The organism is Actinoallomurus vinaceus (assembly GCF_039542055.1).
In the GTDB taxonomy this organism is placed as follows: domain Bacteria; phylum Actinomycetota; class Actinomycetes; order Streptosporangiales; family Streptosporangiaceae; genus Actinoallomurus; species Actinoallomurus vinaceus.
Genome location: NZ_BAABHK010000014.1, coordinates 286,145 through 312,483 on the forward strand (window position 1 = coordinate 286,145; position 26,339 = coordinate 312,483).

26 protein-coding genes and 1 tRNA gene are annotated in these 26,339 nt (G+C 71.5%); 11 read left to right on the forward strand and 16 right to left on the reverse strand.

Features of this window, described 5'->3' with window-relative positions:
* Positions 1 to 148: 148 nt before the first annotated feature.
* The gene (locus ABEA24_RS39090; protein WP_345438040.1) at positions 149 to 1,069 is read right to left on the reverse strand and encodes a LysR family transcriptional regulator; all 921 of its coding nucleotides are present in this window, start codon (positions 1,067 to 1,069) and stop codon (positions 149 to 151) included.
* An 80-nt stretch (positions 1,070 to 1,149) separates the two neighbouring features.
* Here ABEA24_RS39090 and ABEA24_RS39095 point away from each other — a divergent pair, with 80 nt between their 5' ends.
* From ABEA24_RS39095 to ABEA24_RS39110, 4 genes are all read left to right on the forward strand, one after another.
* Positions 1,150 to 1,911, forward strand: a complete 762-nt coding sequence (locus ABEA24_RS39095) for an NAD(P)-dependent oxidoreductase (protein ID WP_345438042.1) — start codon at positions 1,150 to 1,152, stop codon at positions 1,909 to 1,911.
* Positions 1,908 to 2,303 (forward strand): RidA family protein, encoded by a 396-nt coding sequence (locus tag ABEA24_RS39100; protein ID WP_345438044.1) that lies wholly within the window; start codon positions 1,908 to 1,910, stop codon positions 2,301 to 2,303. Before ABEA24_RS39095 ends, ABEA24_RS39100 begins: the two co-directional genes overlap by 4 nt.
* Before the next feature lie 253 nt (positions 2,304 to 2,556).
* Entirely contained in the window at positions 2,557 to 3,774 is a 1,218-nt protein-coding gene (locus ABEA24_RS39105) for a S53 family peptidase (protein ID WP_345438046.1), read from the forward strand.
* 175 nt (positions 3,775 to 3,949) lie between these two features.
* Complete coding sequence (locus ABEA24_RS39110; RefSeq protein ID WP_345438048.1) at positions 3,950 to 4,777, forward strand: SAM-dependent methyltransferase; 828 nt, start codon at positions 3,950 to 3,952, stop codon at positions 4,775 to 4,777.
* A gap of 19 nt (positions 4,778 to 4,796) precedes the next feature.
* On the opposite strand, the gene ABEA24_RS39115 is transcribed toward ABEA24_RS39110, so the two are convergent.
* On the reverse strand, positions 4,797 to 5,573 hold the full coding sequence (locus ABEA24_RS39115) for an Fpg/Nei family DNA glycosylase (RefSeq protein WP_345438050.1): 777 nt from the start codon (positions 5,571 to 5,573) through the stop codon (positions 4,797 to 4,799).
* Between the two features lie 139 nt (positions 5,574 to 5,712).
* Between ABEA24_RS39115 and ABEA24_RS39120 the strand changes: the two genes are divergently transcribed.
* Positions 5,713 to 5,946 (forward strand): hypothetical protein, encoded by a 234-nt coding sequence (locus ABEA24_RS39120; RefSeq protein WP_345438052.1) that lies wholly within the window; start codon positions 5,713 to 5,715, stop codon positions 5,944 to 5,946.
* 74 nt (positions 5,947 to 6,020) lie between these two features.
* Here ABEA24_RS39120 and ABEA24_RS39125 read toward each other — a convergent pair.
* The 3 genes from ABEA24_RS39125 to bcp form a co-directional block, all read right to left on the reverse strand.
* A tRNA-Leu gene (locus ABEA24_RS39125) sits at positions 6,021 to 6,093 on the reverse strand.
* Positions 6,084 to 6,545: an HNH endonuclease signature motif containing protein gene (locus tag ABEA24_RS39130; RefSeq protein ID WP_345438054.1), complete on the reverse strand. Its 462-nt coding sequence runs from the start codon at positions 6,543 to 6,545 to the stop codon at positions 6,084 to 6,086. Before ABEA24_RS39130 ends, ABEA24_RS39125 begins: the two co-directional genes overlap by 10 nt.
* An 84-nt stretch (positions 6,546 to 6,629) precedes the next feature.
* Positions 6,630 to 7,100, reverse strand: coding sequence for a thioredoxin-dependent thiol peroxidase (gene bcp / locus ABEA24_RS39135; RefSeq protein WP_345438056.1), 471 nt, complete (start codon positions 7,098 to 7,100; stop codon positions 6,630 to 6,632).
* A 168-nt stretch (positions 7,101 to 7,268) separates the two neighbouring features.
* Between bcp and ABEA24_RS39140 the strand changes: the two genes are divergently transcribed.
* Entirely contained in the window at positions 7,269 to 7,568 is a 300-nt protein-coding gene (locus ABEA24_RS39140) for a DUF3618 domain-containing protein (protein WP_345438058.1), read from the forward strand.
* A 64-nt stretch (positions 7,569 to 7,632) separates the two neighbouring features.
* On the opposite strand, the gene ABEA24_RS39145 is transcribed toward ABEA24_RS39140, so the two are convergent.
* The 8 genes from ABEA24_RS39145 to ABEA24_RS39180 form a co-directional block, all read right to left on the reverse strand.
* On the reverse strand, positions 7,633 to 10,251 hold the full coding sequence (locus tag ABEA24_RS39145) for a sugar-binding protein (RefSeq protein WP_345438060.1): 2,619 nt from the start codon (positions 10,249 to 10,251) through the stop codon (positions 7,633 to 7,635).
* Between the two features lie 65 nt (positions 10,252 to 10,316).
* Positions 10,317 to 11,108, reverse strand: coding sequence for a carbohydrate ABC transporter permease (locus ABEA24_RS39150; RefSeq protein WP_345438109.1), 792 nt, complete (start codon positions 11,106 to 11,108; stop codon positions 10,317 to 10,319).
* Between the two features lie 5 nt (positions 11,109 to 11,113).
* Positions 11,114 to 12,031 (reverse strand): carbohydrate ABC transporter permease, encoded by a 918-nt coding sequence (locus ABEA24_RS39155; RefSeq protein WP_345438062.1) that lies wholly within the window; start codon positions 12,029 to 12,031, stop codon positions 11,114 to 11,116.
* A complete protein-coding gene (locus tag ABEA24_RS39160) occupies positions 12,028 to 13,371 on the reverse strand; it encodes an ABC transporter substrate-binding protein (RefSeq protein ID WP_345438064.1) in 1,344 nt (447 codons plus the stop codon). The genes ABEA24_RS39155 and ABEA24_RS39160 overlap by 4 nt, the downstream gene beginning before the upstream one ends.
* Before the next feature lie 80 nt (positions 13,372 to 13,451).
* The gene (locus tag ABEA24_RS39165; protein ID WP_345438066.1) at positions 13,452 to 14,570 is read right to left on the reverse strand and encodes a carbohydrate kinase family protein; all 1,119 of its coding nucleotides are present in this window, start codon (positions 14,568 to 14,570) and stop codon (positions 13,452 to 13,454) included.
* A gap of 133 nt (positions 14,571 to 14,703) precedes the next feature.
* The gene (locus ABEA24_RS39170) at positions 14,704 to 15,888 is read right to left on the reverse strand and encodes an amino acid deaminase/aldolase (RefSeq protein ID WP_345438068.1); all 1,185 of its coding nucleotides are present in this window, start codon (positions 15,886 to 15,888) and stop codon (positions 14,704 to 14,706) included.
* A 40-nt stretch (positions 15,889 to 15,928) separates the two neighbouring features.
* Positions 15,929 to 16,738, reverse strand: coding sequence for a CE1 family esterase (locus tag ABEA24_RS39175; protein WP_345438070.1), 810 nt, complete (start codon positions 16,736 to 16,738; stop codon positions 15,929 to 15,931).
* Between the two features lie 200 nt (positions 16,739 to 16,938).
* Positions 16,939 to 19,041, reverse strand: a complete 2,103-nt coding sequence (locus ABEA24_RS39180; protein WP_345438073.1) for a hypothetical protein — start codon at positions 19,039 to 19,041, stop codon at positions 16,939 to 16,941.
* 318 nt (positions 19,042 to 19,359) lie between these two features.
* Here ABEA24_RS39180 and purU point away from each other — a divergent pair, with 318 nt between their 5' ends.
* The 5 genes from purU (at position 19,360) to ABEA24_RS39205 (ending at position 23,638) form a co-directional block, all read left to right on the forward strand.
* The gene (gene purU / locus ABEA24_RS39185) at positions 19,360 to 20,205 is read left to right on the forward strand and encodes a formyltetrahydrofolate deformylase (protein WP_345438075.1); all 846 of its coding nucleotides are present in this window, start codon (positions 19,360 to 19,362) and stop codon (positions 20,203 to 20,205) included.
* 357 nt (positions 20,206 to 20,562) lie between these two features.
* Positions 20,563 to 21,252: a DUF6286 domain-containing protein gene (locus ABEA24_RS39190; protein ID WP_345438077.1), complete on the forward strand. Its 690-nt coding sequence runs from the start codon at positions 20,563 to 20,565 to the stop codon at positions 21,250 to 21,252.
* 1 nt (position 21,253) lies between these two features.
* The gene (locus ABEA24_RS39195) at positions 21,254 to 21,808 is read left to right on the forward strand and encodes an alkaline shock response membrane anchor protein AmaP (protein WP_345438079.1); all 555 of its coding nucleotides are present in this window, start codon (positions 21,254 to 21,256) and stop codon (positions 21,806 to 21,808) included.
* Positions 21,809 to 21,814: 6 nt separating this feature from the next.
* A complete protein-coding gene (locus ABEA24_RS39200) occupies positions 21,815 to 23,002 on the forward strand; it encodes a M20 metallopeptidase family protein (protein WP_345438081.1) in 1,188 nt (395 codons plus the stop codon).
* 87 nt (positions 23,003 to 23,089) lie between these two features.
* Positions 23,090 to 23,638 (forward strand): DUF4352 domain-containing protein, encoded by a 549-nt coding sequence (locus ABEA24_RS39205; RefSeq protein ID WP_345438083.1) that lies wholly within the window; start codon positions 23,090 to 23,092, stop codon positions 23,636 to 23,638.
* A 96-nt stretch (positions 23,639 to 23,734) separates the two neighbouring features.
* On the opposite strand, the gene ABEA24_RS39210 is transcribed toward ABEA24_RS39205, so the two are convergent.
* The 3 genes from ABEA24_RS39210 to ABEA24_RS39220 form a co-directional block, all read right to left on the reverse strand.
* Positions 23,735 to 24,538, reverse strand: a complete 804-nt coding sequence (locus ABEA24_RS39210; RefSeq protein WP_345438085.1) for a class I SAM-dependent methyltransferase — start codon at positions 24,536 to 24,538, stop codon at positions 23,735 to 23,737.
* Positions 24,539 to 24,583: 45 nt separating this feature from the next.
* Positions 24,584 to 25,957: an L-serine ammonia-lyase gene (locus ABEA24_RS39215; RefSeq protein WP_345438087.1), complete on the reverse strand. Its 1,374-nt coding sequence runs from the start codon at positions 25,955 to 25,957 to the stop codon at positions 24,584 to 24,586.
* Between the two features lie 5 nt (positions 25,958 to 25,962).
* A partial coding sequence (locus ABEA24_RS39220; RefSeq protein ID WP_486303931.1) for a lipoyl synthase occupies positions 25,963 to 26,339 on the reverse strand: 377 nt, incomplete at its 5' end.

A 26,339-nucleotide genomic window follows, 5' to 3' on the forward strand; every position in this document is an offset into this window, starting at 1 on the left:
ACTCAGCGCGCCGGCGCACACAGCGCGCTGGCCTGCCGACGGAGGTCGACGTGCAGGCGAACCACGAGAAGCTGACCAGGACTCACGCTGTCATGGTCGGCGAGAATACGGACAAAGTCAACCGGATATGTAGGAAATTCTCTTCGCGTCACGCCGGGGTCGCGGCGCCGCGCACCCGCCCGCGGAGCCGTACGACCGCCTCGTCGAGGAAGCCCAGGAACGCGGTCAGCGCGGGAGGCGCCGTCACCCCGGCGGCCGTCGCGGCGAACACCGAGCGCACCGGCGAGTCGTCGGGATGCAGCGGCACCAGCACGATGTCCGGTCGCGCCGCCCCGGCCGCCAGCGACGGGATGAGCGTGACGCCCAGGCCCGCCGCCACGAGCCCCTGCTTGGCGATCCACTCGCCGACGACGTAGGTGATCCGCGGCCGGAATCCGGAGAGCGTCGCGGCGCTGATCAGGGTGTTCTCGGGGCGGGAGCTGCCGGCGATCCAGTCCTCGCCGGCCAGCTCGACGAGCCGCAGCTCGTCCCGCCCGGCCAGGCGGTGGTCCGGGTGCAGGGCGACGAACATCGGATCGTCGAGCAGATGGCGCAGGCGCAGGCCCTCGAACTCCTCGGTCGCGCCCGCCGCCACGATGGCCAGGTCGAGCTCGCCGGTCTCCAGGCGCGCGACGTGGTCCCGGACGAACCCCTCGGCCAGCGACACCGAGACCTGGGGATGCGCCGCGCGGAACGCCGCCATCGCCTGCGGCACCAGCGCCGCGTCGGCGGTCGCGAACGCTCCCACCCGGAGCCGCCCGGCGGCCAGATCCCGGAGGGCCCGCAGGTCGCCCCGTGCCGTCCCGAGACGATCGGTGATGGCCGACGCGTGCGGCAGCAGGCACCGGCCCTCCTCGGTGAGCCGGACCCCTCGGGGCAGGCGGTCGAACAGGACCGCGCCGACCTCGCCCTCCAGCGTGGAGATCTGCCGCGAGACCGCCGACTGGGTGTACCCCAGCACCTCCGCCGCGCCCGTGAACGAGCCCCGGCGGGCGACCTCCTGGAAGACGACGAGCAGCGCGGTGTCCATGCCCGACATGCTAACGACGCATGGATGCCATGAGGAACATTCGCTGGTGGAATGGCGCCCCTCTCCCTAGCCTCTCTTCCGTGATCGCTTTTCTCGGACTGGGGCGCATGGGAGCGCCCCTCGCCCGGCGACTGCTGTCCGCCGAGCACGACCTGACCGTCTGGAACCGCACCGCGGAGCGCGCCGCGCCCCTGGGCGCGGCCGGAGCCGCGATCGCGGCGACGCCCGAAGAGGCCGCGAGCGCCGCCGACGTCGTCATCACGATGCTGGCGGACGGCCCCGCACTCGAGGCGGTGGCCGAGCGGATCGCCCCGGCGATGCGCCCCGACGCCCGTCTCATCGAGATGTCCACCGTCGGGCCCGCCGCCGTGCGCGCCCTCGCCGCGCGGATGCCCACCGTCGTCGACGCGCCCGTGATGGGCAGCGTCGACCGCGCAGCCGCCGGCACTCTCACCGTGCTGGCCGGCGGCGACGTCGACCGGGTCGCGGACATCCTCGCGACCTTCGGCACCGTCGTGCGCTGCGGCGAACTCGGGGCGGGAGCGGCCCGCAAGATCCTGCTGATCAACGCCGTCATCGGCGCCGTCACGCTGACCGCGGACCTCGCCGAGCTCGGGGCCGGGCTCGGCGTCCCCGACCCCCTCGACCTGCTCGCCGAGGGACCCCTGGCCGGAGCCGTCGCCCGCATCCGCGCGGCCGGCGCCGACTTCCCGCTGGGGCTGGCCGCCAAGGACGTCGGGCTCGCGCTGGACGTCGCGGCGCTCCCCGTGCTCGACGCGGTACGAGAAAGGCTGCTCAAAGCCCCCGACCAGGAGGCGGACCTCGGAAAGGTGCTCAAGTGACCGTCTTCGACAACCCCACCACCGTCCCCGCCCCGCCCCCCGGGCGGTACTCCCACGTGGCGCGGATCGAACTCGGTGACAAGACCATGCTCGTCCTGTCCGGCCAGGTGGCGGTCGACGCCGAGGGGAGGCTCGTCGGCGAGAACGACATGCGCGCCCAGGCGGAATTCGTGATGGACACCATCGAGAAGATCCTCGCGGCGCACGGCGCGACGCTCGCGCACGTCGTGAACATCCGGACGTTCCTCACCGACATGGACCGGATCGGCGAGTACGGCGAGGCGCGGCTGCCGCGCTTCACCGGCGCGCCCCCGACCAGCACGACCGTGGAGGTCTCCCGGCTGTTCGTGCCCGGCGCGCTCCTCGAGGTCGAGGTGACTGCGGTCGTCTGACCCCGATTCGCCCGCCGAGGCGTGGCAGGCCCCGTCGGCGCCCGCGCCTCGGCGGGCGGTTTTACCACTGCTTTACTGTCTATGGCTTGACAGCGGGAGTCGACATGGCGTGGCCAGGCGCGGCTTCTGTCAACGCTCTTTACAGATTTGGCAGATATTGCTGAAAATGCCACGAAATTGAGGTCTTTTGGTGTCACTGCGAGTTATGTGAGGATTTGTGCGTCGTTCCCCCCGCCGGCTCTGAGGAGAGCACATGCGACGACGCACCACCGGGACTCTGGTGGGCGGGCTGATCCTCGCCCTCATCCCCTTCCTGTCCACCCCCGCCACCGCCGCACCGGCCGCCGCCACGAGCGCGTCCGCCCCGACGGCAGCCGTGGCGCAGCACCCGTTCCACCACGCCTGCTCCACTCCGCGCGCGGGTCGCGCGAGCTGCAACGCCCTCGTCCGCGGCGACGTCGCCACCAGCGCCGCCGCCGTACGCCGCGCGGCCGCCGCCCCGTCCGGCCTCTCGCCGGCGAACCTGCAGAGCGCCTACAAGCTGTCCACGAGCGGCGGCTCCGGCCAGACCGTCGCCATCGTCGACGCCTACAACGCCCCCACCGCAGAGGCCGACCTGGGCGTCTACCGCAGCCAGTACGGCCTGCCCGCCTGCACCACGGCCAACGGCTGCTTCAAGAAGGTCAACCAGACCGGCGGCACCTCCTACCCGAGCACGGACGGCGGCTGGGCCCAGGAGATCTCCCTCGACCTCGACATGGTGTCCGCCGTCTGCCCCAACTGCAAGATCGTGCTGGTCGAGGCCACCTCCGCGTCCTTCGCCAACCTCGGCACCGCCGAGAACACCGCGGCAAAACTCGCCAACGTCATCAGCAACAGCTACGGCGGCTCCGACGCCTCGGACTCCACGTACGGCGCGTACTACAACCACCCCGGCAAAGCGATCACCGTCAGCTCGGGTGACAGTGGCTACGGCGTCGAGTACCCCGCCTCCTCGCACTACGTCACCGCGGTCGGCGGCACCTCGCTGAAGACCGCGAGCAACAGCCGCGGCTGGACCGAGACCGCCTGGAGCGGCGCGGGCAGCGGCTGCTCGTCCTACAACACCGCCCTGTCCGGCCAGTCCGGCGTGGGAACCGGCTGCTCCCGCCGCGCCGTCGCCGACGTCTCCGCCGTCGCCGACCCGAACACCGGCGTCGCCGTCTACGACAGCACCGCCTACCAGGGCCAGAGCGGCTGGATGGTCTTCGGCGGCACCAGCGTCGCCGCGCCGGTCATCGCCGGCGTGTACGGCTTGGCCGGCAACGCCGCGAGCATCGACAACAACTACCCCTACTCCCACTCCGGGTCGCTGTTCGACGTGACCTCCGGCAGCAACGGCAGCTGCTCCACCTCGCAGCTGTGCAAGGCCCGCACCGGCTGGGACGGCCCCACCGGCCTCGGCACCCCGAACGGAACCGGCGCCTTCTGACGGCCGGCTGAACGGCGGGCCCGGCGAACGCGACACCGGGCCCGCCGTTCGCATGCCCAGGGTGTGGACGCCGGCCATTGTGTCCGATATCGGCACCTGTACCCCGTACCGGTCAGTACGATGATCACTGACGAGCCGACCAGAGTCGATCGGTGACCATGAGGGGGTGGCGGCCGTGACGAACGGAACGGACCCGGCGGCGAGCGGGACGAACCGCGGCGAAGAGCAGGCCCCACCGGGCATCGACGTCAAGACGCCCAGCCCGGCCCGCATCTACGACGTCTTCCTCGGAGGCAAGGACAACTACGCCGCCGACCGGGCGGCGGCCCAGGTCGCCATCGAGGCCGGGCCTGACATCCCCCGCGCCGCCCGGGACAACCGCGCCTTCCTCGCGAGAGCCGTCCGCTTCGCCGTCGAGAGCGGCATCCGGCAGTTCATCGACCTCGGCACCGGCCTGCCCACCCAGGGCAACGTCCACGAGGTCGCCCAGTCGCTCACCCCGGACGCCCGCGTCGTCTACGTCGACAACGACCCGATCGTGCTCGTCCACGCCCGTGCGCTGCTGCCGCCGTCCAACACCACGACCGTCATCCAGGCCGACGTCCGCGAACCGGCCGCCGTCCTCGACCACCCCAAGACCCGGTCGCTCATCGACTTCGACGAGCCCGTCGCCGTACTGATGCTCGCGGTCCTCCACTTCGCCACCGACGACGAGGTACGCGACACCATCAAGGCCTTCCGGGAGGCGATGGCCCCCGGCAGCCTCCTGGTCGTCTCCCACAGCACGAGCGAGGGCCACGGGGAGGCGGGGGTGAAGGCCGGAGACGCCTGGAAGAACGCCTCCGTTGCCATCCACGACCGGAACCGGAAGGGGATCGAGGCCCTGTTCGACGGCTTCGACCTGCTCGAACCCGGCGTGGTGTGGGTGCCCGAGTGGCGGCCCGACCCCGGCGCGAAGAGCGACACCCGCTGGATGTACGCCGGCGTCGCCCGCAGACCCTGAGCCCGACGGCCCCGCCCCGTCAGGTCGGCTGGCACTTACGGCACCAGACGGTCGTACGGCCCGCGACGCGGCGCCGCGACAACGTGGTGCCGCATCGCGGACAGGCACCCTCCCGCTCGTCGCGGGCCCCGGTCAACCAGGTCTCGCGCGGCGGAACCCGCCCCACCTTGACCGACTCCCGCAACGTCCACCGCATCGCCTTGTGCAGCGCCGCCAGGTCCGCCTCGTCCAGATCCGTCACCGCCCGCAACGGGCTGATCCGAGCGCGCCAGCAGATCTCGTCGGCGAGCAGATTCCCGAGACCGGCGAGGAGGGACTGATCGGTCAACGCCGACTTCAGCCGCCCGCGCCGGCCGGCCAGCAGCCCGCCGAAGTCCTCCCGGGACACCTCCAGGGCGTCCGGGCCCAGGTCGCCCAGCACCCGCACGGCCTGCTCCTCGTCGTCCGCGAGGCGTACGCCCTGCAGCTTGCGCATGTCCCGGAAGCGCAGCTCACCGTCGGCGAGGCTCCACACGACGCGGTCGAACCGGTCCGGCGGCTCGTCCGGCGAATGCCACGACAGCGAACCGGTCATGCCGAAGTGCAGGATCAGTACCGGGCCGCCGGCCGGGGCGACCAGCCACTTCCCCCGCCGCCACGGCTTCCCGAACCGACGGCCGCGCAACGCGTCGTCCAGCGCCCGCGCGCTGGTCCCGCGCAGCACCCCCGGGTCCTTTACGCGCACGGCCGTGATCGGCTCGCCGGTGTGCTCGGCCAGCACCCGGCGGAACCCCTCGACATCGGGGAGCTCCGGCACACGACAGTCCTACCCACCGCCCGGCGACCACCGGCAGCGGAAGGCGGTCCGGAGGACGCCCATCGCGTAGACCCTCGGACCCGCCGGGTAGACCATCGTCGCTTCTGACGCGATCACCGGCACGCCACCATGGAAGACCATGAAGGATCCAAAATCGTACGACCTGCTGTCGTTCGTGGTGCTCTGGCTCGGCATCCACCAGGGCATCTATCCGTTCGCCGCCCGGATCTTCGACTGGAAGCCGAGACTTTCCCTGCCGCTGCGTCTGCCCGGCCCGTTCTGGTGGATCGTCTCCGCGCTCGTCATCGCCGCTGCGGTCGTCCTACTCGACCAGATCGACAAGGCCAAGAAGCGCCACCATCCGGCTTCGTGAAGGTGACGGGGATATGGAAAACCCTCCGAACTTGCAGATCCGGAGGGTTTCCGATGTCCTGAGACATCACAATGTGGGGCCGGTGGGATTCGAACCCACACTGGTACGGACCTAAACCGTAGGCCTCTGCCATTGGGCTACGGCCCCGCATACTTCTTGCCGTTCATTCTACCGGCAAACGTCGGCGTCTGTGAGTGGCAGTTGGGACAGAGGAAGCGAAGATTCTCCTTGCGATTGTCGAAGTAGTCCCCGTTGATGTGGTCGACTTGCAGGATCAGTGGCTTGCCGTTCCACGTCTCGTCCTGGCCACACTCGCCGCAGCGATAGGTCACGCCGGTCTCGATTAATGTCCGCCGCAGGATTTCCCCTCGCTGCCGCCCTGCGCTCCTCGGACGGATAACGAAGACCAGATCGGGTGTCAGGCGATGGGCCGCCGGCTTTCCTTTGCGCCACGCCTGGCCGCCGAAATGGGAAGTGTCGATGTTGCCCTGCTTGAGTCGGCGGCTGATATGCGCGTGTGCTCCTCCAGAGAGTGGGATTTCGAGATAGCGCAGGACACCGGCGATGCTCGTCGAGGCGGCGGCCGCTTCGGCGAGCAACTCCGGAGTGTACTTGTATCTGTACTTTCTGTTGACCGTGGCGTGAAGGTAGCGCCAGGGTCGGACAGTCTCAGGACGGTCGGCTCAGAGGCCGAGCTCCTTGAGGATCCGCTCGACGTGGCCGGTGGCCTTCACGTTGTAGTAGGCCTTCTCGATCTTGCCGTCGGCGTCGACGATGAAGGTCGAGCGGATGACGCCGACCATGGTCTTGCCGTACAGCTTCTTCTCGCCGTACGCGCCGTACGCCTGGAGGACCTTGGTGTCGGGGTCGGCGAGGAGCGGGAAGGTCAGCTCGTCGCGGTCGCGGAACTTCGCGAGCTTGGCCGGCTCGTCGGGGGAGACGCCGAGCACGGTGACGCCGGCCTCCTCCAGGGCGGGCAGGGCGTCGCGGAAGCCGACCGCTTCCTTGGTGCAGCCGGGCGTCATGGCCGCCGGGTAGAAGTAGACGATCACGCGCCGTCCGCGGTAGGCGGACAGCGAGACGGGGTTGCCGTCGGCGTCGGGAAGCGTGAACTCCGGGGCCACGTCCCCCGGCCCCAGTCGCTGCTCCGTCACAAGATCACCCTTCCGCTCGAGCTGAGTCCCACCGTACCCGTGTCGCAGCATACGGCGCGTGATCGGGGTACAAGTCGCCCAGGGAACGATGTTCGGCGGTGGCACCTGACAGACTTGTCCCGGGGTCACGCCGCCGAATTCCGATGACGACCGCAGGAAGGACACCTCATGGCCGACAGAGCCCGCGATCCAGCGGCGATTGAGCGGGACATCGAGCAGACGCGCGAGGAGCTGGCGCGCAGCATCGACGAGCTCGCCGACCGGCTGAGCCCCAAGCACGCCGCGCAGCGTGGCATGGCGAGGGCCAAGGAGGAGGCCGGTCGGGTCGCCGAGGACATCGGCGCGATCGTCCGGAAGGACGCGCAGGATCGTCCCCGGAGCCCGCTGACCGGTCCGGTGCTGATCGGAGCCGGTGTCGTGGCGACGGCCGTCGCGCTCCGGCTGCTCATGCGCCGGCGCCGCCGCTGATCGTACGGGCGAAGCGCCCAGGTCTCCCACGCGGAAGACCTGGGCGCTTCGTCGTACTCGGCGGTCAGCGCAGGGGCACGGCGGTGCTCGCGGTGCCGCCCGCCTGGGCGTCGAAGGCGACGGTGAGCGTGCCGGCGGTGCCGGGGACCGTGACGGTGCGGGTCCCGGCCCTGGTGACGTCGACCTTCGCCGAACCGAGGATCTTCCCGTTCCAGACGTAGGCGTACGCGGTGCCGGGGCCGGTGGCCCGGAGCCGGAAGGTGACCGCTCCGTTCGTCACCGTGGGCCGCCCGGCGACGCGGGCGGTGTCGGATCGGGGTGCGGCTAGCCCGGCGGCGAGGGGGACGCCGATGCGGGCGGCCTGCAGGATCGACTGCGGGGAGTTGACGGACAGCGCCGCGGTCTTGGAGATCACCGGGGACGGTGCGGTGGTGGGCCGGCCGGGCGGTGGGGTGTAGCCGGGGAGGGTGGCCAGGCCCCAGCGGTACGGGTCGCCCTGGACACCGCCCCAGGTGGACCAGCCGATGCGGGTCTGGCCGGTCTTGTCGGTGGTGTCGGAGTCGTAGATGAAGATGTCGAGGCCGAGCCGGGACGGGTCGACGGCGGCGGGCAGGTCGGCGAGGGGGATCTTCGTCTCGACGGTGTATCCGGTGTACGGCTTGTCGACGACCGAGGCGACCTTCATGCCGGGGGCGGTGTCGGTGCCGGGCCCCTGGTGGTTGTCGGCGTCGCGTTCGAAGCAGGGCGATCCGCCGCTGGTGGTGGGCAGGATGCCGGTCTTGAAGGTGGTGGAGGTGTTCTCGGCGTCGCCGCGCGGGTCGAGGGCGATCTCGACGGAGTCGGTCCGCCAGTGGCGTTTGCAGTCGGCGGGGTCGAGGACGCCGCCCTGCTTGTCGTCGGTGACGTGGACGAGGACGTAGAGGGCGTCGTCGTACCAGGTGACCTTGCCGGTGGCGGAGCAGTCGGCGGCCGACTCGCAGGCGGTGCCCTCCCAGAGCCGGGACAGGTTCAGGGTGGGGCCGGGGTACTCGGCGGCGGACTCCTTGCCGTCGACCGTGGGTTCCTTGGCCGCATGCGGGATGGCGGTGGCCGGGACGAGTTCGAGCGCGGCGTTCGCGACGTCCGGGGCGCCGGAGGACGTCGTGGTGATCGTGTAGTCGTAGTCGCCGCCGCTGCCGCCCTGGTTGGAGGTCGGCAGTGACGTGTCGGTATCGCGCACGGTGAAGGTCACCGATCCGGTCGCGCCGGCGGCGAGGGTGTACGCCTTGGACGCGGCGTCGGCGGCGAAGCCCTTCGGCAGGTTGAGCGCGACGGTGCCCTTCTGGGCCTCCTTGGTGGTGTTGGCGAGGTCGACGCGGACCTGGCGGGAGCCGCCGGAGGCGAGGGTGAGGACGCGCTTGACCCGGTCGGACAGCTGCGGGACGCCGGTGTCGGCGGCCCAGGCGTCGAAGTCGGAGACGCGGGGGAGGGGCTGCTGGCGGCCGGTGACGGCGGGTTCGACCTCGACGGCGCGGCCGGTGGTGCCGGTGCCGTGGCCGGTGGTGAGCGTCGCGCCGAGCCGTACGCGCCCGGCCTTTCCGGCGGGCGTGACGGTGAACGTCGCGGCGCCCTGGTGGAGCGTGCCGGCGCCGGTGGCGGTCCAGCCGGCGGGCAGGGAGAGGGCGACGCGTCCGGGGACGGAGGCGTGCGCGGTGACGGTGAACGGCTCGCCGGGGGCGACGCCGAAGCGGCTCGTCGTCAGGGAGAACTCGGTGCCCAGGGGCAGGCCGCCCTTGGCGGGGTAGGTGGCGCCTTCGAGCGCGGCGAGGGGGTCGTGGTTGCCGCGGGTGAACGGCACGCGGCTGTCGACCAGGGTGAAGTAGTCACAGCCGATCTTGTTCGGGTCGCTCGGGGCGTCGGGATTGTGCGCCCAGCCCTGGCTGGCGTAGAGGCGTCCGGCCTCGGCCTCGATCTGGGCCCAGGTCTTGCCGCTCGCGGAGGCGCGGCCGTCCCAGACGCCATATCCGTCGGCGCTGGGGTCGGTGGGCGTGAAGGTCGACTCGCAGGAGGGGCCGGTGCCGCTCTTGACCAGGTGTTCCTGGTGGAGGAGGCGGGCGGCGCGCCAGGGCTTGAGGTGCTCCTTGGTGAGCTGTTCGGGGAAGGCCTTCGGGTCGGCGGCGAGGTAGTACGCCTCGACGGCGAGGCGCCCGGCCTCCTGGTGGTTGCCGTGCTGGCCGGAGATGGGGGACGGCGTCATGGTCGTGATGACCTTGGGGCGTGTCTCGCGGACGAGCCGGACGACCTTGGCGAGGGTCGAGTCGTGGTCCCAGACGTCGCGGGTGAGGCGGTCGCTGACGGTGTAGTAGAAGTCGACCTTGTCGAGGTAGTGGACGTCGGAGATGCCCGCCTTGGCGACGGCGGCGCGTTCCTCGCCCTCGCGGAGCAGGCCGAGCGCGGGGCCCTCCTCGGTGCCGACCGCGTTGCCGCCGCCTTCGCCCCGGGTGATGGTCAGGACGCCGGTCGTGACGTGGGCCTTCTCGTGCCACTGCCCGTACGTGGAGAGGTTGAAGGACTCGTCGTCCGGGTGGGCGCCGACGAAGAGGACGTCGAGCCGACCCGGCGGGTGGGGGACGGCGTGGGCGGGAGGTGCGAGGCCCATCAGGCCCGCGGCGAGTGTCAGGGAGAGGGCGAGCGTCTTGCGCATGGGCGTCAACTCCTTGATGGGATCACGTTCCCCGAGCGGAGCCTACTTTCATGATCGGAAAAGTTCTATTCCTTGATCGCTCCCGAGAGCATTCCGGCGATGAAGCGGCGCTGGAGGAAGACGTAGACGAGGACGACGGGCGCGGCGACGATCAGCGCGGCGGCCATCAGCATCTGGTACTCGGTCTGGTGCTGGCCCTGGAAGATCGACAGGCCGAGCGGGGCGGTGCGCAGGTCCTCGTTGGAGTTCATGATGACCAGGGCGAGCAGGAACTCGTTCCAGGTCCACATGGCGATCAGTACGACCATGGTGAGGATCGCGGGGCGGCCGACGGGTAGCAGCACTCGCCAGAGGGTGGTCCAGCTGGAGGCTCCGTCCATGCGGGACGCCTCGATGAGGGAGCGGGGCGCGGACCGGAAGTAGGCACGCATCCAGAAAACCCCGAACGACACGGACTGGGCGATCTGCGGCAGCATGAGGCCGGGCAGCGTGTTGTCGAGGCCGACCGAGCGCAGGTCGAAGTACAGCGGCACGACGATGGCCTCGGTCGGGACCATCAGCCCGGCGAGGAACACGTAGAACAGCACGGTCGCGCCCTTGAACTCCATCGTTCCCAGGGCGTACCCGGCCAGGACCGACAGCACCGAGGCCGCGACGACGACCACGGTGACGACGATGAGGCTGTTGGTGAGGTACCGCGCGAAGTGCCCCTTCCGCCACGCCCCGGTGAAGGCGTCGACGGAGAAGTGCGGCAGGCCGAACGCCTGGGAGGCGACCGCGAGCAGCGGGAACACCGCGATCACCGCGAAGACGATCAGCACGCCGTACGTGGTGGTGCGCTCGGCGCGGGAGGTCATGGGTGTCACGCGCGGCCCTCCACGAGGCGGCCGACGCCGGCGGTCACGGCGAACACGATGATCGCGATCATGATGCCGATGGCGCAGGCCAGCCCCACCTCCCCGGTGTTGAACGTCCGGTTGTAGACCTCGTACGCCGGGACCCGGGTCGCGTCGCCGGGACCGCCGCCGGTGGTCAGGTAGATCAGGTCGAAGTTGCGGAGCGCGGCGATGACGGTCAGCGTCAGGGCCACGGACAGCTCCCGCCGCAGTCCGGGCAGCGTGACGGCGAAGAACTCGCGGACGGCCCCGGCGCCGTCCACGCGCGCCGCCTCGTACAGCTCGCGGGGGATCTTCTGGACGCCGGCCAGGAACAGCACCATGGCCAGCCCGATCTCGGCCCAGGTGCCGATGAGCCCGACGGACGGCAGCGCCCAGGTGAAGTCGCCGAGCCAGCCGCGGGCGAGCCCGCCGAGCCCGACGAGCCGGAGCGTGCCGTTGATCGGGCCGTGGTCGGAGTAGATCCACTGCCAGGCCACCGCGACCGCGACCATCGCCACCACCTGCGGCAGGAACAGCACGGTGCGGAAGAACGTCAGCCCGCGCGGCCGGGACCGGGACATGACGGCGACCAGGAGGAAGGCGATGCAGCAGGGCAGGACGGCGTAGAAGAACACGAGGACGGCGGCGTGCCAGAACGTCCCGCGCAGGTGCGGGTCGCTGATCGCCTGCGTGTAGTTGCCGAGCCCCGCCCAGGTGCCGACGGTGAGCCCGTCCCAGTGGAACAGCGAGAGGTACGCGCCGTGCAGCAGGGGCCACAGCAGGAACGCCGCGTAGACCACCAGCGCCGGGAGCACGTAGAGGTAGCCGACGCGGCGGGGCTCGCCCGGCGGCTTGGCCCCCGCCCGGCCCGTACCGGGGGTCTCGGTGGGCAGGGGCTTCACCGTTTGGCCAGGAACGCGGCGTAGTCGCGCTGGGCCTCCTGCATACCCTGCTGCGCCGTCTTCCTTCCCGCGATGATCTCCTGGAGTACGCCGCCGAGCGTGTCGAGGAACGTCGTCGTGGAGTAGTCGAGGTACGGGACGAGGATGTCCTTGTCGCTCGCGGTCTTCCAGGCTGCGGACAGGTCACGCCCAACAGCGGTGGTGGGCTGCGCGCTCGCCGGGGCGACGGCGGCCAGCCCGCCGGTCTGGGTCACGACGTCCATGGCCTGCGGCGTGGTCATGAAGTTCAGGTACGCGGCGGCGACGTCGGGGTGCTTGGACTTCGAGGTGATCACGAGCGGCAGGCCGGGGCCGCCGAGCGTGGCCGCGGGAGCCCCACCGGCCTGGGCGGGCGGCGGGAGGAGGTAGCGGACCTTGTCCCCCATCTTCTTCTGCAGGTCCGCGGCGAACCACGGCCCGCCGATCAGGAACACGCCCTCGCCCTTGGCGAACGGCCCGGGGGAGTCGTTGTACTTGCCGGCGTTGACGTCGGAGGGGAAGTAGCCGTTCTTGGCCCAGTCGGCGAGCTTCTGCGCGGCCTGCACGATGGATGGATCGGTCCACGCGCCGCCGCGGCCGAACACGAGGTTGCGCAGGGCGTCCTTGCCCGTCGTCTGGCCGAGCAGCACCCCGAACTCGTGGATGGCGGGGAACTTCTCCAGGTTGGCGAGGTAGATCGGGGTCTCGCCCTTGCCCTTGGCCGTGGCCAGGTCCTGCTCGAACTCCGCCCACGTCGTCGGTGGCTTGATCCCCAGCTTGGTGAGCTTGTCGGTGTTGTAGTAGATGCCGACGGCCTCGCCGGTCATGGACACGCCGTACAGGTTGCCGGAGCCGAGGCTCTTGCCGTCCGGGGTCACGCTGTTGAGCTGGGTCAGCCCGGCGGGGAAGCGCTTACGGAAGCCGTAGGCCTGCTCGTACGGGTCGAGGGGGACGAGCGCGCCGGCCTTCACGAGGGCGGCCATGATGCCGTACCCCTGGTTGGCCTCGACGACGTCGGGTGGGTTGGCGCCGGACAGCGCGAGGCGCAGCGTCTTCTCCAGGTCGGTGAAGGACCGCGACACCCTCTTGATCGTCACGTTGGGGTACTTGGCGTGGAAGGCCGCGTTGAGCTTCTCCATCTGCTCGTTCTGACCGCCCAGGACCTCCTGGTCCCAGACGGTCAGCGTGACCGGGCCGGCCTTGGCGATGTCCGTGCTGACGGCGGAGGGCGCCTTCGGCTTGGGCTTGTCGCCGCCCGACCCGGGGGCGCAGGCGGACACGGCGACAAGCGCCGCTGTCAGGACCACGAACGGTTTCCGCATGGCGGGGGCTCCTTCGTCAACCGAACCGGCGGCGAGATCTTCTCTGAAGATCTTCTTGCTGGTGTCTTGGATCGTTACGATCACGCCTGCCGTACGGTCGGCTCGGCCCGGGCGACGGTGTCGACCGAGGAGTCGGGGATGTACGGGACGATGAAGGCGTAGTCCCGCAGCACCTCGTCGGGGACCTCGCCGGACTCGCCGAACGCCGCGATCTCCCCCCAGCAGGGCGAGCCGAGCGATCCGCTGAAGTGCCGGACGGACAGCCCGGCGCAGAGGTTGGCGAACCGCAGCCGCTCGGCCAGGGACCAGCCGGCGAGGGTGCCGTAGACGAAGCCGGCCGCGAAGACGTCGCCGGCGCCGGTCGGGTCGAGGGCCTTGACCGGCAGCGCGGCCGCCTCGGCGCGCTCGCCCGTGGTCGTGTCGATCGCGATCGCGCCGTCGCCGCCGCGTTTGACCACGACGACGGGGACGCGCTCGGCCAGGGCGTCGAGGGCCTCCTCCGGCGAGCTGGTCCGGGTGTAGGCCATGGCCTCCACGGCGTTGGGCAGGAACACGTCGACCAGCTCCAGGCGGTCGAGCACGTCGACGGACCAGGTCTCGGTGGGGTCCCAGCCGACGTCGGCGACGACGGCGGCACCGCTCTCGCGCATCGTCGCGGCCCATGTCGGCACCGGGTGGGCGAGGTCGAGGAAGCAGGTCTTGGCCCTGGGCGGGGCGCCGACGAGGGCCTCGGGCAGCACCGGCATGGGCCGGTGGTAGGTGACCATGCTGCGGTCGGCGTCGTAGGCCAGCGACACGGTCACCGGCGTGGGCCAGCCGGGCAGCCGCCGGGAGTGAGCGAGCCCCACGCCTTCCTGCTCGGACAGGGTCCGCCACAGGTAGGCGCCGAACATGTCGTCACCGAACGCCGCGGCCAGGCCGACGTTCAGCCCGAGACGGCTCATCGCCACCGCGATGTTGGCGATGCCGCCGGGCGCCGACCCCAGCCCGTCGGTGATCAGCTCGGTGCCGGGCGGCGGAAGCCCCGGCAGGCCGGTGAAGATCATGTCCATGAAGACCGTGCCGGCCAGGAAGACGTCCAGGCCCCCGCCACTGCCGTGCAGGAACTCGGCGGCGACCTCCCGCTCGACGCACGGGTCTTCCAGCCGCGGCTCGGGCGGCCGGCCCGACGGCGCGATCATCGGTTTTACTTGGTCCACGGCGCCTCCCCTTCAATTGGGGATTTATCACTGTCGTACGACAGTACGCGGTCCTGGAGCGTTCCCGAGAGAGTGTTCGCGAAGTCCCCTTCCCTCTCTCAGGTGATCCTCGGGCGCTCCCGCACCACCGGTGTCAGAGGAAGGTCCGGCCCTCGCCGCGATAGGTGGGAACGGAGTCGACGACCCGGTCGCCGTCGACCAGATGGAGGGCGTCGAACCGTTCGCACAGCTCACCGGCCTTCGCGTGCCGGAACCACACCCGGTCCCCGATCCGCAGCCCGTCGGCGGCCTCGCCGAGCAGCGGGGTCTGCACCTCGCCGGCGCCCTCCCGCGCGTCGAAGCGCAGCCCGGCGGGCAGGTACGGCTGCGGAAGCCGGTTCCGGTCCGCGACGCCCGAGGCGAGGTAGCCGCCGCCGAGGACGGTGACCACGCCCGGCGCGGGGCACCGTACGACGGGCAGGGCGAACAGGGCCGCGGGGCTGCCGGAGAAGTTCGTGTAGTGGTCGAACAGCACCGACTGGTACAGGCCCGAGCCCGCCGCCACCTCGGTCACGGCCTTCTCGGCCGCGGTCTTCTCGACGCTGCCGGTCCCGCCGCCGTTGACGAACTCCACGTCCGTGACCTCCCGGACCGCCTTGACGATCAGCGCCCGGCGGCGCGCCAGCTCGACGCGCGACTGCGCCTGGACCAGCCGGACCGCCCGGGAGAACAGCGGCCTGCCCGGCGGGTTGTCCCCGACGCCCGCGATCTGCGACTCGTACGCCATCAGCCCGACCAGTCGTACGCCCGCGCGGCGGCCGATCTCCCGGGCCAGTTCGGCGGCCTGCTCGGGCGTGCGGACCGGGGATCGGAGCGCTCCAACGCGGATCCGGCCGCCCGCCGCGCGCCACGCGGCGTCGATGTCGATGCAGACCCGGACGGGCCGGCCGCCGGTCGCCTTGTGGATGAGATCGAGGTGCTCGACGCAGTCGACCATGACGGTCACGGTGGACGCGGCGTGGTCGTCGTCGGCCAGCCGGGCCAGAGCGGTCCGGTCGGCGGTCGGATAGGCGACGAGGATGTCGTCGCTGACCCTCTCCTCGGCCAGCCACAACGCCTCCGGAAGCGTGAACGCCATGACGCCGGCGAACCCGTCCATGGCCAGGACCTGTTCGAGGAGGGCCCGGCAGCGGACGGACTTGCTGGCGACCCGGATCGGCTTGCCGTGCGCGCGCCGGGTCAGATCGGCCGCGTTGGAGCGGAACGCCGCGAGATCGACCATGGCGAACGGAGGTTCTAGGTGAGATGTGGCCATGTCGTACCGTTTGCGCAGCGTCATGCCCGCAGCGTGCCACAAATCGGCTGAATATGAAAAGGCTTCATGTCCGGGAATGAGCGGCGAAGAAGTCCCAAAGCCGCCGGCTCGCGTCCGACGGCCACTGGTGCCCACCTCCCTTGACGACGCAGAGGGCGACCTTCGCCCCCTCATCGCCGCGGCCGGTCGACCGGCAACCGCCGTCCTCGGTCGTCCGGAGCGCGGGCAGGCCGTCCGCCCTGCGCCAGAAGTCCACCGCCCGGCTCACCGGCGGAAACGGGCGGCGGTCGTTGATGTCCCGGTGGCCACCCCCGTCGAACGGGACGTTGTGGTCTGCGGTGCCGTGCCAGATCATCACCGGCACCGGCCGGCCGGGATGACATGACATGGCGAGCGCGGCGGACACGACCCCGATCGCGGCGACCTTCCCCGCGGCCTCGCAGGCGAATCGGTACGCCATGCCGCCGCCGTTGGAGAAGCCCGTCACGTAGACCCGTTTCGGGTCGGCCAGCCCGATGCCGGTCAGGTGGTCGATGAGCTTGGTGAGAAAGCCGACGTCGTCGATGTGGAACAGCTTGGCGGGCGCACAGCAGTCCCCGGCGTTCCAAGTGAAGGCGACCCCGTCGGGATAGACGGCGAGGAACCCGTGGCCGTCGGCCACGCCATCGAACCCGGTCTTCTTCTCGAACCCGGTCATGTTGTCGGCCCCGCCGTGAAGCGCCAGCACGACGGGAAGCGGCCGCGCGGGACGCCCCGAATGGAAACGCTGCTTCGCCAGGGCCGGCGGCACGTGGACCAGATACTCCCGATGACCCGGCGTCCCCACATCGATCTTCATCCGATGCGTGCCCGCCGCCGTGGGAACATCACCCACCGACCTGGGCCCCTCGCGCCCCGAGGAGGCCTTCGCCCGAGGCGAGCCGTGGTGTCCGGAATCCGGCGACTTACACGCGCCGAGGAGAAGAAGACCGATGAACGCCAGCGCCGCAACCCGTCGCATGCCACCGGTCTAACCCACCCGAACCCCCGAAAACTACTCACACGAAGCGTTGGTTTCTCGCCACCATTGAGGGCTCAGCCTTCGGCTGGGCGGAGGGTGAGGCCGGGGGCCGGGCGGGCCGGGGAGGCGGTGTCCTCGCGGCTCTGCAGGGCGGTGACGGTCGCGGCGAGGGCCAGCGGGACGGCCACGGCCAGGGCGAGGGCGGGCACCGCGATGCCCGAGTCGTTCACCGCGCCGCCGACCAGGGCGGTCACGAACGCCCCTGACAGGCCGGCCCGCAGCATGGGAGCGCGGTCGTAGGCGAGTTGCAGCCCGCCGGCCCCCGCGCGGCCCGGCCGGTGCAGCACGAGGAGCAGGAACAGGAAGGCCGCGACCACGATCGGCAGGAGCGTCGGGTTGCCGAACGTGTGGACCATGGCGGTGAACTTGCGCTCCAGCCAGGGCAGGGCGTTCCCCTGGACGAGCTGGCCGAAGAAGCGGCCCATGTGCGTCTGTTGTGCGGGTGGGCGCAGGTAGTCGAGGTAGGCCACGCCGAGCACGAGCGCCATGCCGGCCGCGCGCAGCAGCTGCAGGCGGATGAAGGACACGCGGCGGCCGCTCACCAGCAGCGCCGTCGTGGCGAGGCCGGGAACGAAGGCGATCAGGCCGCCGAAGTCGCTGCCCCACGCGGTCCAGCTGTCCAGGATCGCGGCGGTAAAGGTCATGGCGAGCACGGCGGCGACGGCCGCGCGGCGGCCCCGGCGGGGTTCGAGCCACTGCGCCACCCCGGCGGCGGCCAGCAGGGTCGAGGTGGCCAGCACCGCGAACGCGATGTTGCCCATGCCGTAGTAGCGGCCGCCGACCAGCGGGGAGTACCCCATGAGGCTGTTGAGCTGCAGGTGGCTGCCCGTCACCAGGTCCGCCCCGAGCACGGCGGCGGTGACGCCCGCGATCACGGTCCCCGGGCCGAGCACCCAGCGCCGCCACGGCCCGCAGACCGCGGCGGCGACCACGAGCGCGTCCACGGCCATGATCCCCGCTACCAGGGAGGGGAGGGGATGGGCGCCGCGCCACCACGGCACCAGGTTGACCAGGTACGTCGACACCGGAATGGCGGCCGCGACCAGGGCGGTCAGGCGTGTGGCGGCGAGGATCCGGGTGCGCCGCCGCCCGGCCCACCGCAGCCGGAGCGCGATGGCCGCCGAGCCGTACAGCAGCACCTGGACGACCACGAAGGCCGCGAAGAAGCGGGGAAGGAGGTCGCGGTGGGTCTGGGCCGCGACGTCCTGGGACCGCAGGTCCCGTACCGCCGAGTCGAGCGCGGCCGGCCGGGAGGCGTCGGGCAGCAGCGGGGTGCCGATGAGCGCTGCCGGGGTCGGCACGCCGAGCCAGGCCATGAGGGTCGCGGTGAGATCGGGGAGGATCACCATGTCGGCTCGCCGGGTGGAGTCCGAGCCGAGGTAGCGGCCGGCGGTCCCCGGCCCGGTCGCCAGCACGAGCCGCAGGTGGGGTGTCCGGTCGTGGTCGGAGATCCCGGCGACCAGTACGTCGGCGTCGGCCGGCAGGCGCGCCAGCACCGTCCCGACCGCGGCGTCGGCGCGGCGCGCCGCCGACGCCCGGTCCGACCCGGCGACGGCGCCGGCGTCGACGACGGTGGCGGCGCAGCGCGCCCAGTCGCCGGCGGGCAGGGCGGCGATGTCCGGCGCGTAGGTGTCGACGCGTCCGCCGGAGTCGCCGGCCGCCAGCGCGGCTCCGGGCCCGACGGCGGTGGTGCAGCCGCCCGCCCGGCGCACGGCGTCCCCGAACAGGCCGATGGTGCCGAACCCGGCGTTGGCGCGGCGGATCGTGGCGATGTCGTTCACGACGGCGCCCGTCCCGGAGCGGGAGACGGTGATCGGCCGGCGGCAGTACGGGCCCGCCGCGGACCGGGCTCCGGCCGACACGGTGGCCCAGCCGTCACCCGGGCAGGTCAGCCGGCCCACCGCGCGGACCGACAGCAGCCCGGTCGCACCGCCCCGCGCGAGCCGCCAGAGGTTCGGCGTCGCGGCTTGGCTCACGTCGCTCCACTGGAGTCCCGGGACGCCGATCAGCACGGCGTGCCGGGCGGGCGGCGCCGTCGCGGCGCGGGCCGGTGAGCCGTACGACGCGAGCAGCGTCAGGGCGAGCGACACGATCACGGCGATCGGGCCTTTTAGCACCTGATCATCTCCCTGGAGCATCCGGAAACCCGGTGCGGAGGATAACGGTCGTCGGTCGGAACGTGCCCTACCGTACGCGTTAAAAGTCCTGGTCCGTAGGGTGAAGTATGGCCGTTTCCCACATGGCGCACCGCCGGTCCCGCCCTGCGGCCGGAGTCTTTGCCCATCGCTGACGGTGGAGCCGTCCGACCGGCATCGGTATTGGTTGTGATCGCAGGTCCCGGCCGTCACGCCCCTTAGTCTCGTAGGGACATCGCGGTCCGTAAGGGTTCGTCCCCGCCACGGCACCGCAGAGCATCGACGCCTGAAGGTACGACCATGTCCGAATACGTGCTGACGCTGTCCTGTCCCGACCGGCCGGGCATCGTGGCGGCCGTGTCAGGGGCGCTCGCCGAGCGCGACTGCAACATCCTGGAGAGCCAGCAGTTCGGCGACCGGAGCACCGGGCGCTTCTTCCTGCGCATTCAGTTCGAGGCGCCGGAAGGGCTCGAGGACGCGCTGCGCGAGGCGTTCGGCGCGCTCGCCGGGGAGTTCGCGCTGGACTGGCGTCTGCACGACCTGGCCGTCCGGTCCCGGGTGCTGATCCTCGTGTCGAAGTACGGGCACTGCCTGAACGACCTGCTCTACCGCCAGCGCTCCGGGCTGCTCGACGTCGACGTCGTGGCCGTCGCCTCGAACCATCCCGACATGCGGCCGCTGACCCAGTCGTACGGCATCGACTACCACCACCTTCCCGTCACCTCGCAGACCCGCGCCGCGCAGGAGGCGGAGATCCTCGCGCTGGTCGAGCACTACCAGGCGGACCTCGTCGTGCTCGCCCGGTACATGCAGGTGCTGTCCGACGACTTCTGCGCGAAGCTGCCGGGCCGGATCATCAACATCCACCATTCGTTCCTGCCGAGCTTCAAGGGCGCCCGCCCGTACCACCAGGCGCACCAGCGGGGCGTGAAGCTGATCGGCGCGACCGCGCACTACGTCACGCCGAACCTCGACGAGGGACCGATCATCGAGCAGGAGGTCGCCCGCGTCGACCACACGCAGGGACCGGAGGAGCTGATGGCGGTCGGCCGGGACATGGAGTGCCTGGCCCTCGCCCGCGCCGTGCGCTGGCACGCCGAACACCGGATCCTGCTCAACGCCGAGCGAACCGTGGTCTTCCGCTGAGCTCCCGTCCCGGGCGTCCGCGGATCGATCACCAGAATCTCCGAGGAGACACCCGCCAAACTCTGTGCATGCAATCGATTACTGATGGTAGTGTCGCTTCTCGTCCGGCGGGTGAGAAACCAAGCCCGCGGGGCCTACCGTCGGGCTGGCGGGATGTCAGGTCTGTGGAGCTTGTGTAAGACCGATGGGCGGTATTCCGTCCCTTGCCGGTGTTCCGGGTCGGCAACGGGCTGTGAAGCAGAAAGCTCAACCCGCGAGGGTTGAGTCCCTCTGCTCCGGCTGGGGGAGAAGCCAATACCGTGGGCTCCGTACGCTCAAGTGAGCTCTTCGACCTCCCGGCGAACCCACGACAGGAGCATGGTCACGCGCCGTGCGGCGGGTGACGGACGGGAGGTCGCCGTGGAGCGGGCCATCGCTGACGCCGACGGTGCGCAGGACACGATCGTGCAGACCCTCGAGATACCGGCGCTCGACCGGTCCGGGGCGCGCGGGGCCGCCGTACGCCTCCTCCGGCCCCGCAGGACGCCTGCCGGGATCCTCACGGCCGCGCTGCTGACGGTCGCCGGCGCGGCGACGGCGACGAGGGTGATCTCCACCCTGCTCGGCCACCCCGTTCCGCGGACCGCCGCCGTCGCCCGTGCGGCACGGCTGCTGCGGACGACGGCGTGGAGCGACCCGGTGGTCCTCGCCATGGCGGGCGGCGTCGCGCTCGCCGGGCTGCTGCTCCTGCTGGCCGCCCTGCTGCCGAGTCGCGGGTCCGTCGCCGCGCTGGTGTGGAGCACCCGCCGGTGCGCCCTCGGCGTCGGGCGGTCGGGGCTGTGCGCGGCGCTGGAGGCCGCCGCCCTGGACGTGCCCGGCATCGCCGAGGCGCGGGTCCGGTTGCGCGGGCCGCTTCGCCGGCGCGCTGTCGTGTACGCGGCCACCGGCTACCGGAACCCCGGCACCCTCCGGGAACTCGCGGCCGAGGCCGTACGGGCGCGGATCGACGACATCGGCCTGCTGCGGGCGCCGCGGGTCGTCGTACGCCTCGACTGGCGGAGGGACTGACGTGACGAACCGGATGGGGCTCGCACTGACCGGCCTCGCGCTGCTGTGCGCGGGCGGTATGGCGCTGGCGACGGGACTCGGCGCGTTCGGGCCACGACGCGCCCACCGGCCGATCTGGCTGGCCACGGCGTCGCGGTGGGTCGCGGCGCACGGCTGGTTCTGGCCGGCCGCCGCCGCGATCGCCGGCGCGGTCGCGCTCCTGGGGGCCGGATGGCTCGCCGCCCTCGGCCGGAACCGGAGACTGCGCAGGCTCGCGATCGGCGACGCGCGCTCCGGCTCGACGCGGATGGCCGCGCGCGTCGCCGTCCGCACCGTCGTCGCGGACGTCACGGCGTACGACGGCGTGCATGCGGTACGGGCGCGGCTGACCGGCCGGGCGGCCGCCCCGCGGATGCTGCTCCGCGTCACCTGCCCCGCCGACGCGGACCTCGCCGGGCTGGGGCGGCGCATCCGCGACGAGGCCCTGGCACGCCTGCGGGCGGCGCTCGCCCGCGACGACATCACCGGCGTCGTGATCTTCGACGTGGTGCGTGAAGAGGGCCGCGGCGTAGCCTGAGGTGCCATGCCCTCCCTGCGCGCCACCGCCGATCTTCAGGACGATCTCGTACGGCTCCGCCGCGACCTGCATTCCGAGCCCGAGCTGGGGCTGGAGCTGCCGCGCACCCAGGAGAAGGTGCTCGCAGCCCTCGACGGCCTTCCCCTGGAGATCGGCCTCGGGCGGTCGCTGTCCTCGGTGACCGCCGTGCTGCGGGGCTCGTCGCCCGGCCCCGCCGTCCTGCTGCGCGCCGACATGGACGCCCTCCCCCTGACCGAGCGCTCCGGCGTCGACTACGCCAGCCGGATCGACGACCGGATGCACGCCTGCGGCCACGACCTGCACACCGCGATGCTCGTGGGGGCGGCGCGGCTCCTCGCGGAGGCGGAGTTCGCGGGCAGTGTCGTCTTCATGTTCCAGCCGGGTGAAGAGGGCAGCGCCGGGGCACGTCACATGATCGCCGAAGGGGTGCTCGACGCGGCCGGGACGCGGCCCGTCGCAGCGTACGGGCTGCACGTCACGTCATCGCTGCTGCCGGGCGGCTGGTTCATGACCCGGCGCGGTCCGCTGATGGCCGCCGCCGACGAACTGCACGTCACCGTCCACGGCGCCGGCGGCCACGGCTCGCAGCCGCACCTGGCGAAGGACCCGATCCCGGCGGCCTGCGAGATGGTGACGGCGCTGCAGACGTTCGCCACCCGCCGCTTCGACCCGTTCGACCCGGTGGTCATCACGGTCGGCAGCTTCCACGCGGGCAGCAAGGCCAACATCATCCCGGCCGAGGCACGGTTCGACCTGACGATCCGCTCCTTCTCCCGGGAAGCGCACGCCCGGGTCGTCGAGGGCACGGGAGAGCTGCTGCGCGGCATCGCGGCCGCGCACGGCCTGGACGTCGAGGTCCACCACGAGATGGGCTACCCGGTCACGGTCAACACCGCGGCCGAGGCGGAGGCCGCGGCGGCCACGATCGGTGACCTGTACGGACCGGAGCGCTTCGTCTGGGCGCCGAATCCGCTGACCGCGGCGGAGGACTTCTCGTTCGTGCTGGACGAGGTGCCGGGCGCGTTCGTCTTCCTCGGCGCCTGTCCTCCCGACCGCGACCCGGCCACCGCCCCGTTCAACCACGCGGCGGACGCGGTCTTCGACGACGGCGTGCTGGTCGACGGGGCCGCGCTGCTCACCGAGCTGGCACTCCGGCGGCTGGCCAGCGCCTGACCCGCGACTGCTCGGTCGCCGGTGACGGTGGCGGCCTCTATCATGATCGAGCAGTGCTGACAGGTCGTCCAATGGGGGAGCGGCGTCGTGCGGAGGCTGATCCTTGCCGCCGGAGCGGCGGCGCTGCTCGCCGGGTGCGGCAACCCCGCGCAGACCGCCAAGGACTCCCAGTCGCCCACCCCCTCACCGGGCATCCGGATCCAGCAGGTCAAGGTCGGCCAGGCCGTCACGCTGAGCGGCGCCGACGACTCGGGCGGTGCGGGGCGGCTCCGTCTCACCGTCAAGGTCAAACAGATCGTCTCCACGGCGACCGGCCATGGCGCGTTCCAGCAGCCCCGGAAGGGCGAGCGGTTCGTGGCCGTGCGGTTCGTGCTGAAGAACGTCGGCGACGCCGCGTACGACGACAGCCCGACCTACGGGGCGGAGGTCGTGGACGGCGCCGGCCGGACGTACGACCCGACCGTGGCCACGGTGACCGCCGGCCCCGGCTTCCCCAAGGTCGTCAAGCTCCAGCAGGGTCAGGCCAGGTCGGGGTTCATCGTCTTCGCCGTGCCGAAGAAGGCGGCGGTGGTCAGCGTGCAATATGCCCTGAACGCCGGGTTCGCCGCCGACCGCGCCGAGTGGCGTGCGAACTGAGATGGATGGCGCCCTTCCGTCCGGATCCCGGACCGGGCGGTCTGGACGCCACCAGGCCGCCCGGCGCCAGGCCGTTGTCACGGTGCCCGCAGGACATTACCCCGACGCCGACGAGTCGCGAGCGAGCGCCGATCGGATCGCCAGGGTGACGATCGGGAGATCGAACTCCCCGGACGCCGTCTCCGGCGTCGCGTGCAGGTAGTCGAGGATCCTCGTCCGCAACGCCGCCCGTTCGGCCTCCGGCAGGATCAGCACGTGCGAGTGCGTGCAGATCGTCGCGGCCATCGACTCCGCGGTCCGTTGCTGCGCGTGCGGAAACTCGGCCTGCTCGATCCTCGGGAAATCCGCCGTCGGATCGAACGCCGACCCGGCGTTCCAGTCCTTCAGCGCCGCCTTCCCCCGGGACACCTCCTTGAGGCCTCTGACCCAGGGAACCCGGTGGTCATCGATGTTCCACAACCCGGCCAGCACGCCGCCGGGGGAGAGCACCCGCGCCATCTCGGGCAGCGCACGGCTCAGGTCGAACCAGTGCAACGCCTGCCCGATCATGATCGCGTCGACCGACCCGTCCGCCAGCGGGATCCGCTCGGCCGTTCCCTCGAGCGCCCGCACCTCCGGCAGGCGCTCACGGAGTTCGGCGAGCATGGCCGGGTCGGGTTCCACCGCCGTCACGGTCTCGGTGTACCGCAGGAGACCTTCGGTGAGCTTGCCCGTGCCGGCCCCCAGGTCGAGGAGGCGCAGCGGAGTGCGGTCGGCGACGGGCTCCAGCGCCCAGCGCAGCGCCGCGTCGGGGTAGTCGGGGCGCTCCGCCGCGTAGGCGGCCGCCTGGCCGCCGAAGGACGACGCTCTGCGGGCGATGGTCTCGGCATCGCCCTCGGGGAAGGAAGATGAGGTGCTCACCCGCTCGACCCTAGGGGGTGACCGGTCACCCCCCAGAGTCGGGCATCAGCACTCGATCACGTTGACGGCGAGGCCGCCGCGCGAGGTCTCCTTGTACTTGTCGAGCATGTCGCGGCCGGTGTCGCGCATCGTCTTGATCGCGCGGTCGAGCGAGACGAAGTGGCGGCCGTCGCCGCGCAGCGCGATGCGGGCGGCGCTGATCGCCTTGATGGAGGCGACGGCGTTCCGCTCGATGCACGGCACCTGCACCAGGCCGCCGACCGGGTCGCAGGTGAGGCCCAGGTTGTGCTCGATGCCGATCTCGGCGGCGTTCTCCACCTGCTCCGGCGTGCCGCCGAGGACCTCGGTGAGACCGGCCGCCGCCATCGCGCACGCGGAGCCGACCTCTCCCTGGCAGCCGACCTCGGCGCCGGAGATCGAGGCGTTCTCCTTGATGATCACGCCCATCGCCCCGGCGGTCAGCAGGAACCGTACGACGCCGTCGTCGGAGGCGCCCGGCACGAACTTGTCGTAGTAGTGCAGGACGGCCGGGACGATGCCGGCGGCTCCGTTGGTCGGGGCGGTGACGATCCGCCCGCCCGCGGCGTTCTCCTCGTTCACGGCGAGGGCGAACAACGTCACCCAGTCCATCGCGTGCAGCGGGTCGGTCGCAGTCTCCGCGACGAGTTTGCGGTGCAGATGCGGGGCCCGACGGCGTACCTTCAGCCCGCCGGGCAGCAGGCCCTCGCGGGAGCAGCCGCGGGTCACGCTCTCCCGCATGACGCGCCACAGGTCGAGCAGTCGTTCCCGGATCTCCTGCGGATCACGGCCGAAGGCCTGTTCGTTCTCGAGCATCAGCGCGGAGATCGACAGGCCGGTCTCGTGGGTGCGGTAGAGGAGCTCGGCGGCGGTGGCGAACGGATGGGGCACCACGGTGTCGTCGGGCTTGATGCGGTCGGCGCCGGTGGCGTCCTCGTCGACCACGAACCCGCCGCCGACCGAGTAGTAGACCTTCTCCCGCAGCTCGGTGCCGTCGGCGTCGCGGGCGGTGAACCGCATCCCGTTGGGGTGGTGAGGGAGCGACACCTTGCGCTCGAAGACGAAGTGGTCGCCCACCACGAACGGCACCTCGTGCTCGCCGAGCAGCCGGATGACGCCGCGCTCGCGGACCTCGGCGACCCGTGTGTCGGCCGTCTCGACGTCGACGCGTTCCGGTGTGTCGCCCTCCAGCCCGAGGATGACGGCCTTGTCGCTGCCGTGACCCTTGCCGGTGAGCCCCAGCGAGCCGTAGAGGACGACGTGGACGGTCGCCGTCTTCTCCAGCAGGCCGTCGCGCAGCAGGCCCCGGGCGAAGCGGTGGGCCGCCGCCATCGGCCCGCCCGTGTGCGAGCTGGACGGGCCGATGCCGACCTTGAACAGGTCGAAGACACTGATCGCCATGGTGGCTAGTGGGCCTGGCGGGCGGTGATGGCCTGCTGGTAGAGGCGGCCGGCGCGGTAGCTGGAACGCACCAGCGGTCCGGACATCACCCCGGCGAAGCCGATCTGGTCGGCCTCGTCCTTCAGCTCGACGAACTCCTCGGGTTTGACCCACCGCTCCACCGGGTGGTGGCGGGGGGAGGGGCGCAGGTACTGGGTGATGGTCAGCAGCTCACAGCCGGCCTCGTGCAGGTCCCGCATCGCCTCGGTGACCTCTTCGCGGGTCTCGCCCATCCCCAGGATGAGGTTGGACTTGGTGACCAGGCCCGCCTCCCTGGCGGCGGTGAGGACGCTCAGGGAGCGTTCGTAGCGGAAGCCGGGGCGGATGCGTTTGAAGATCCGGG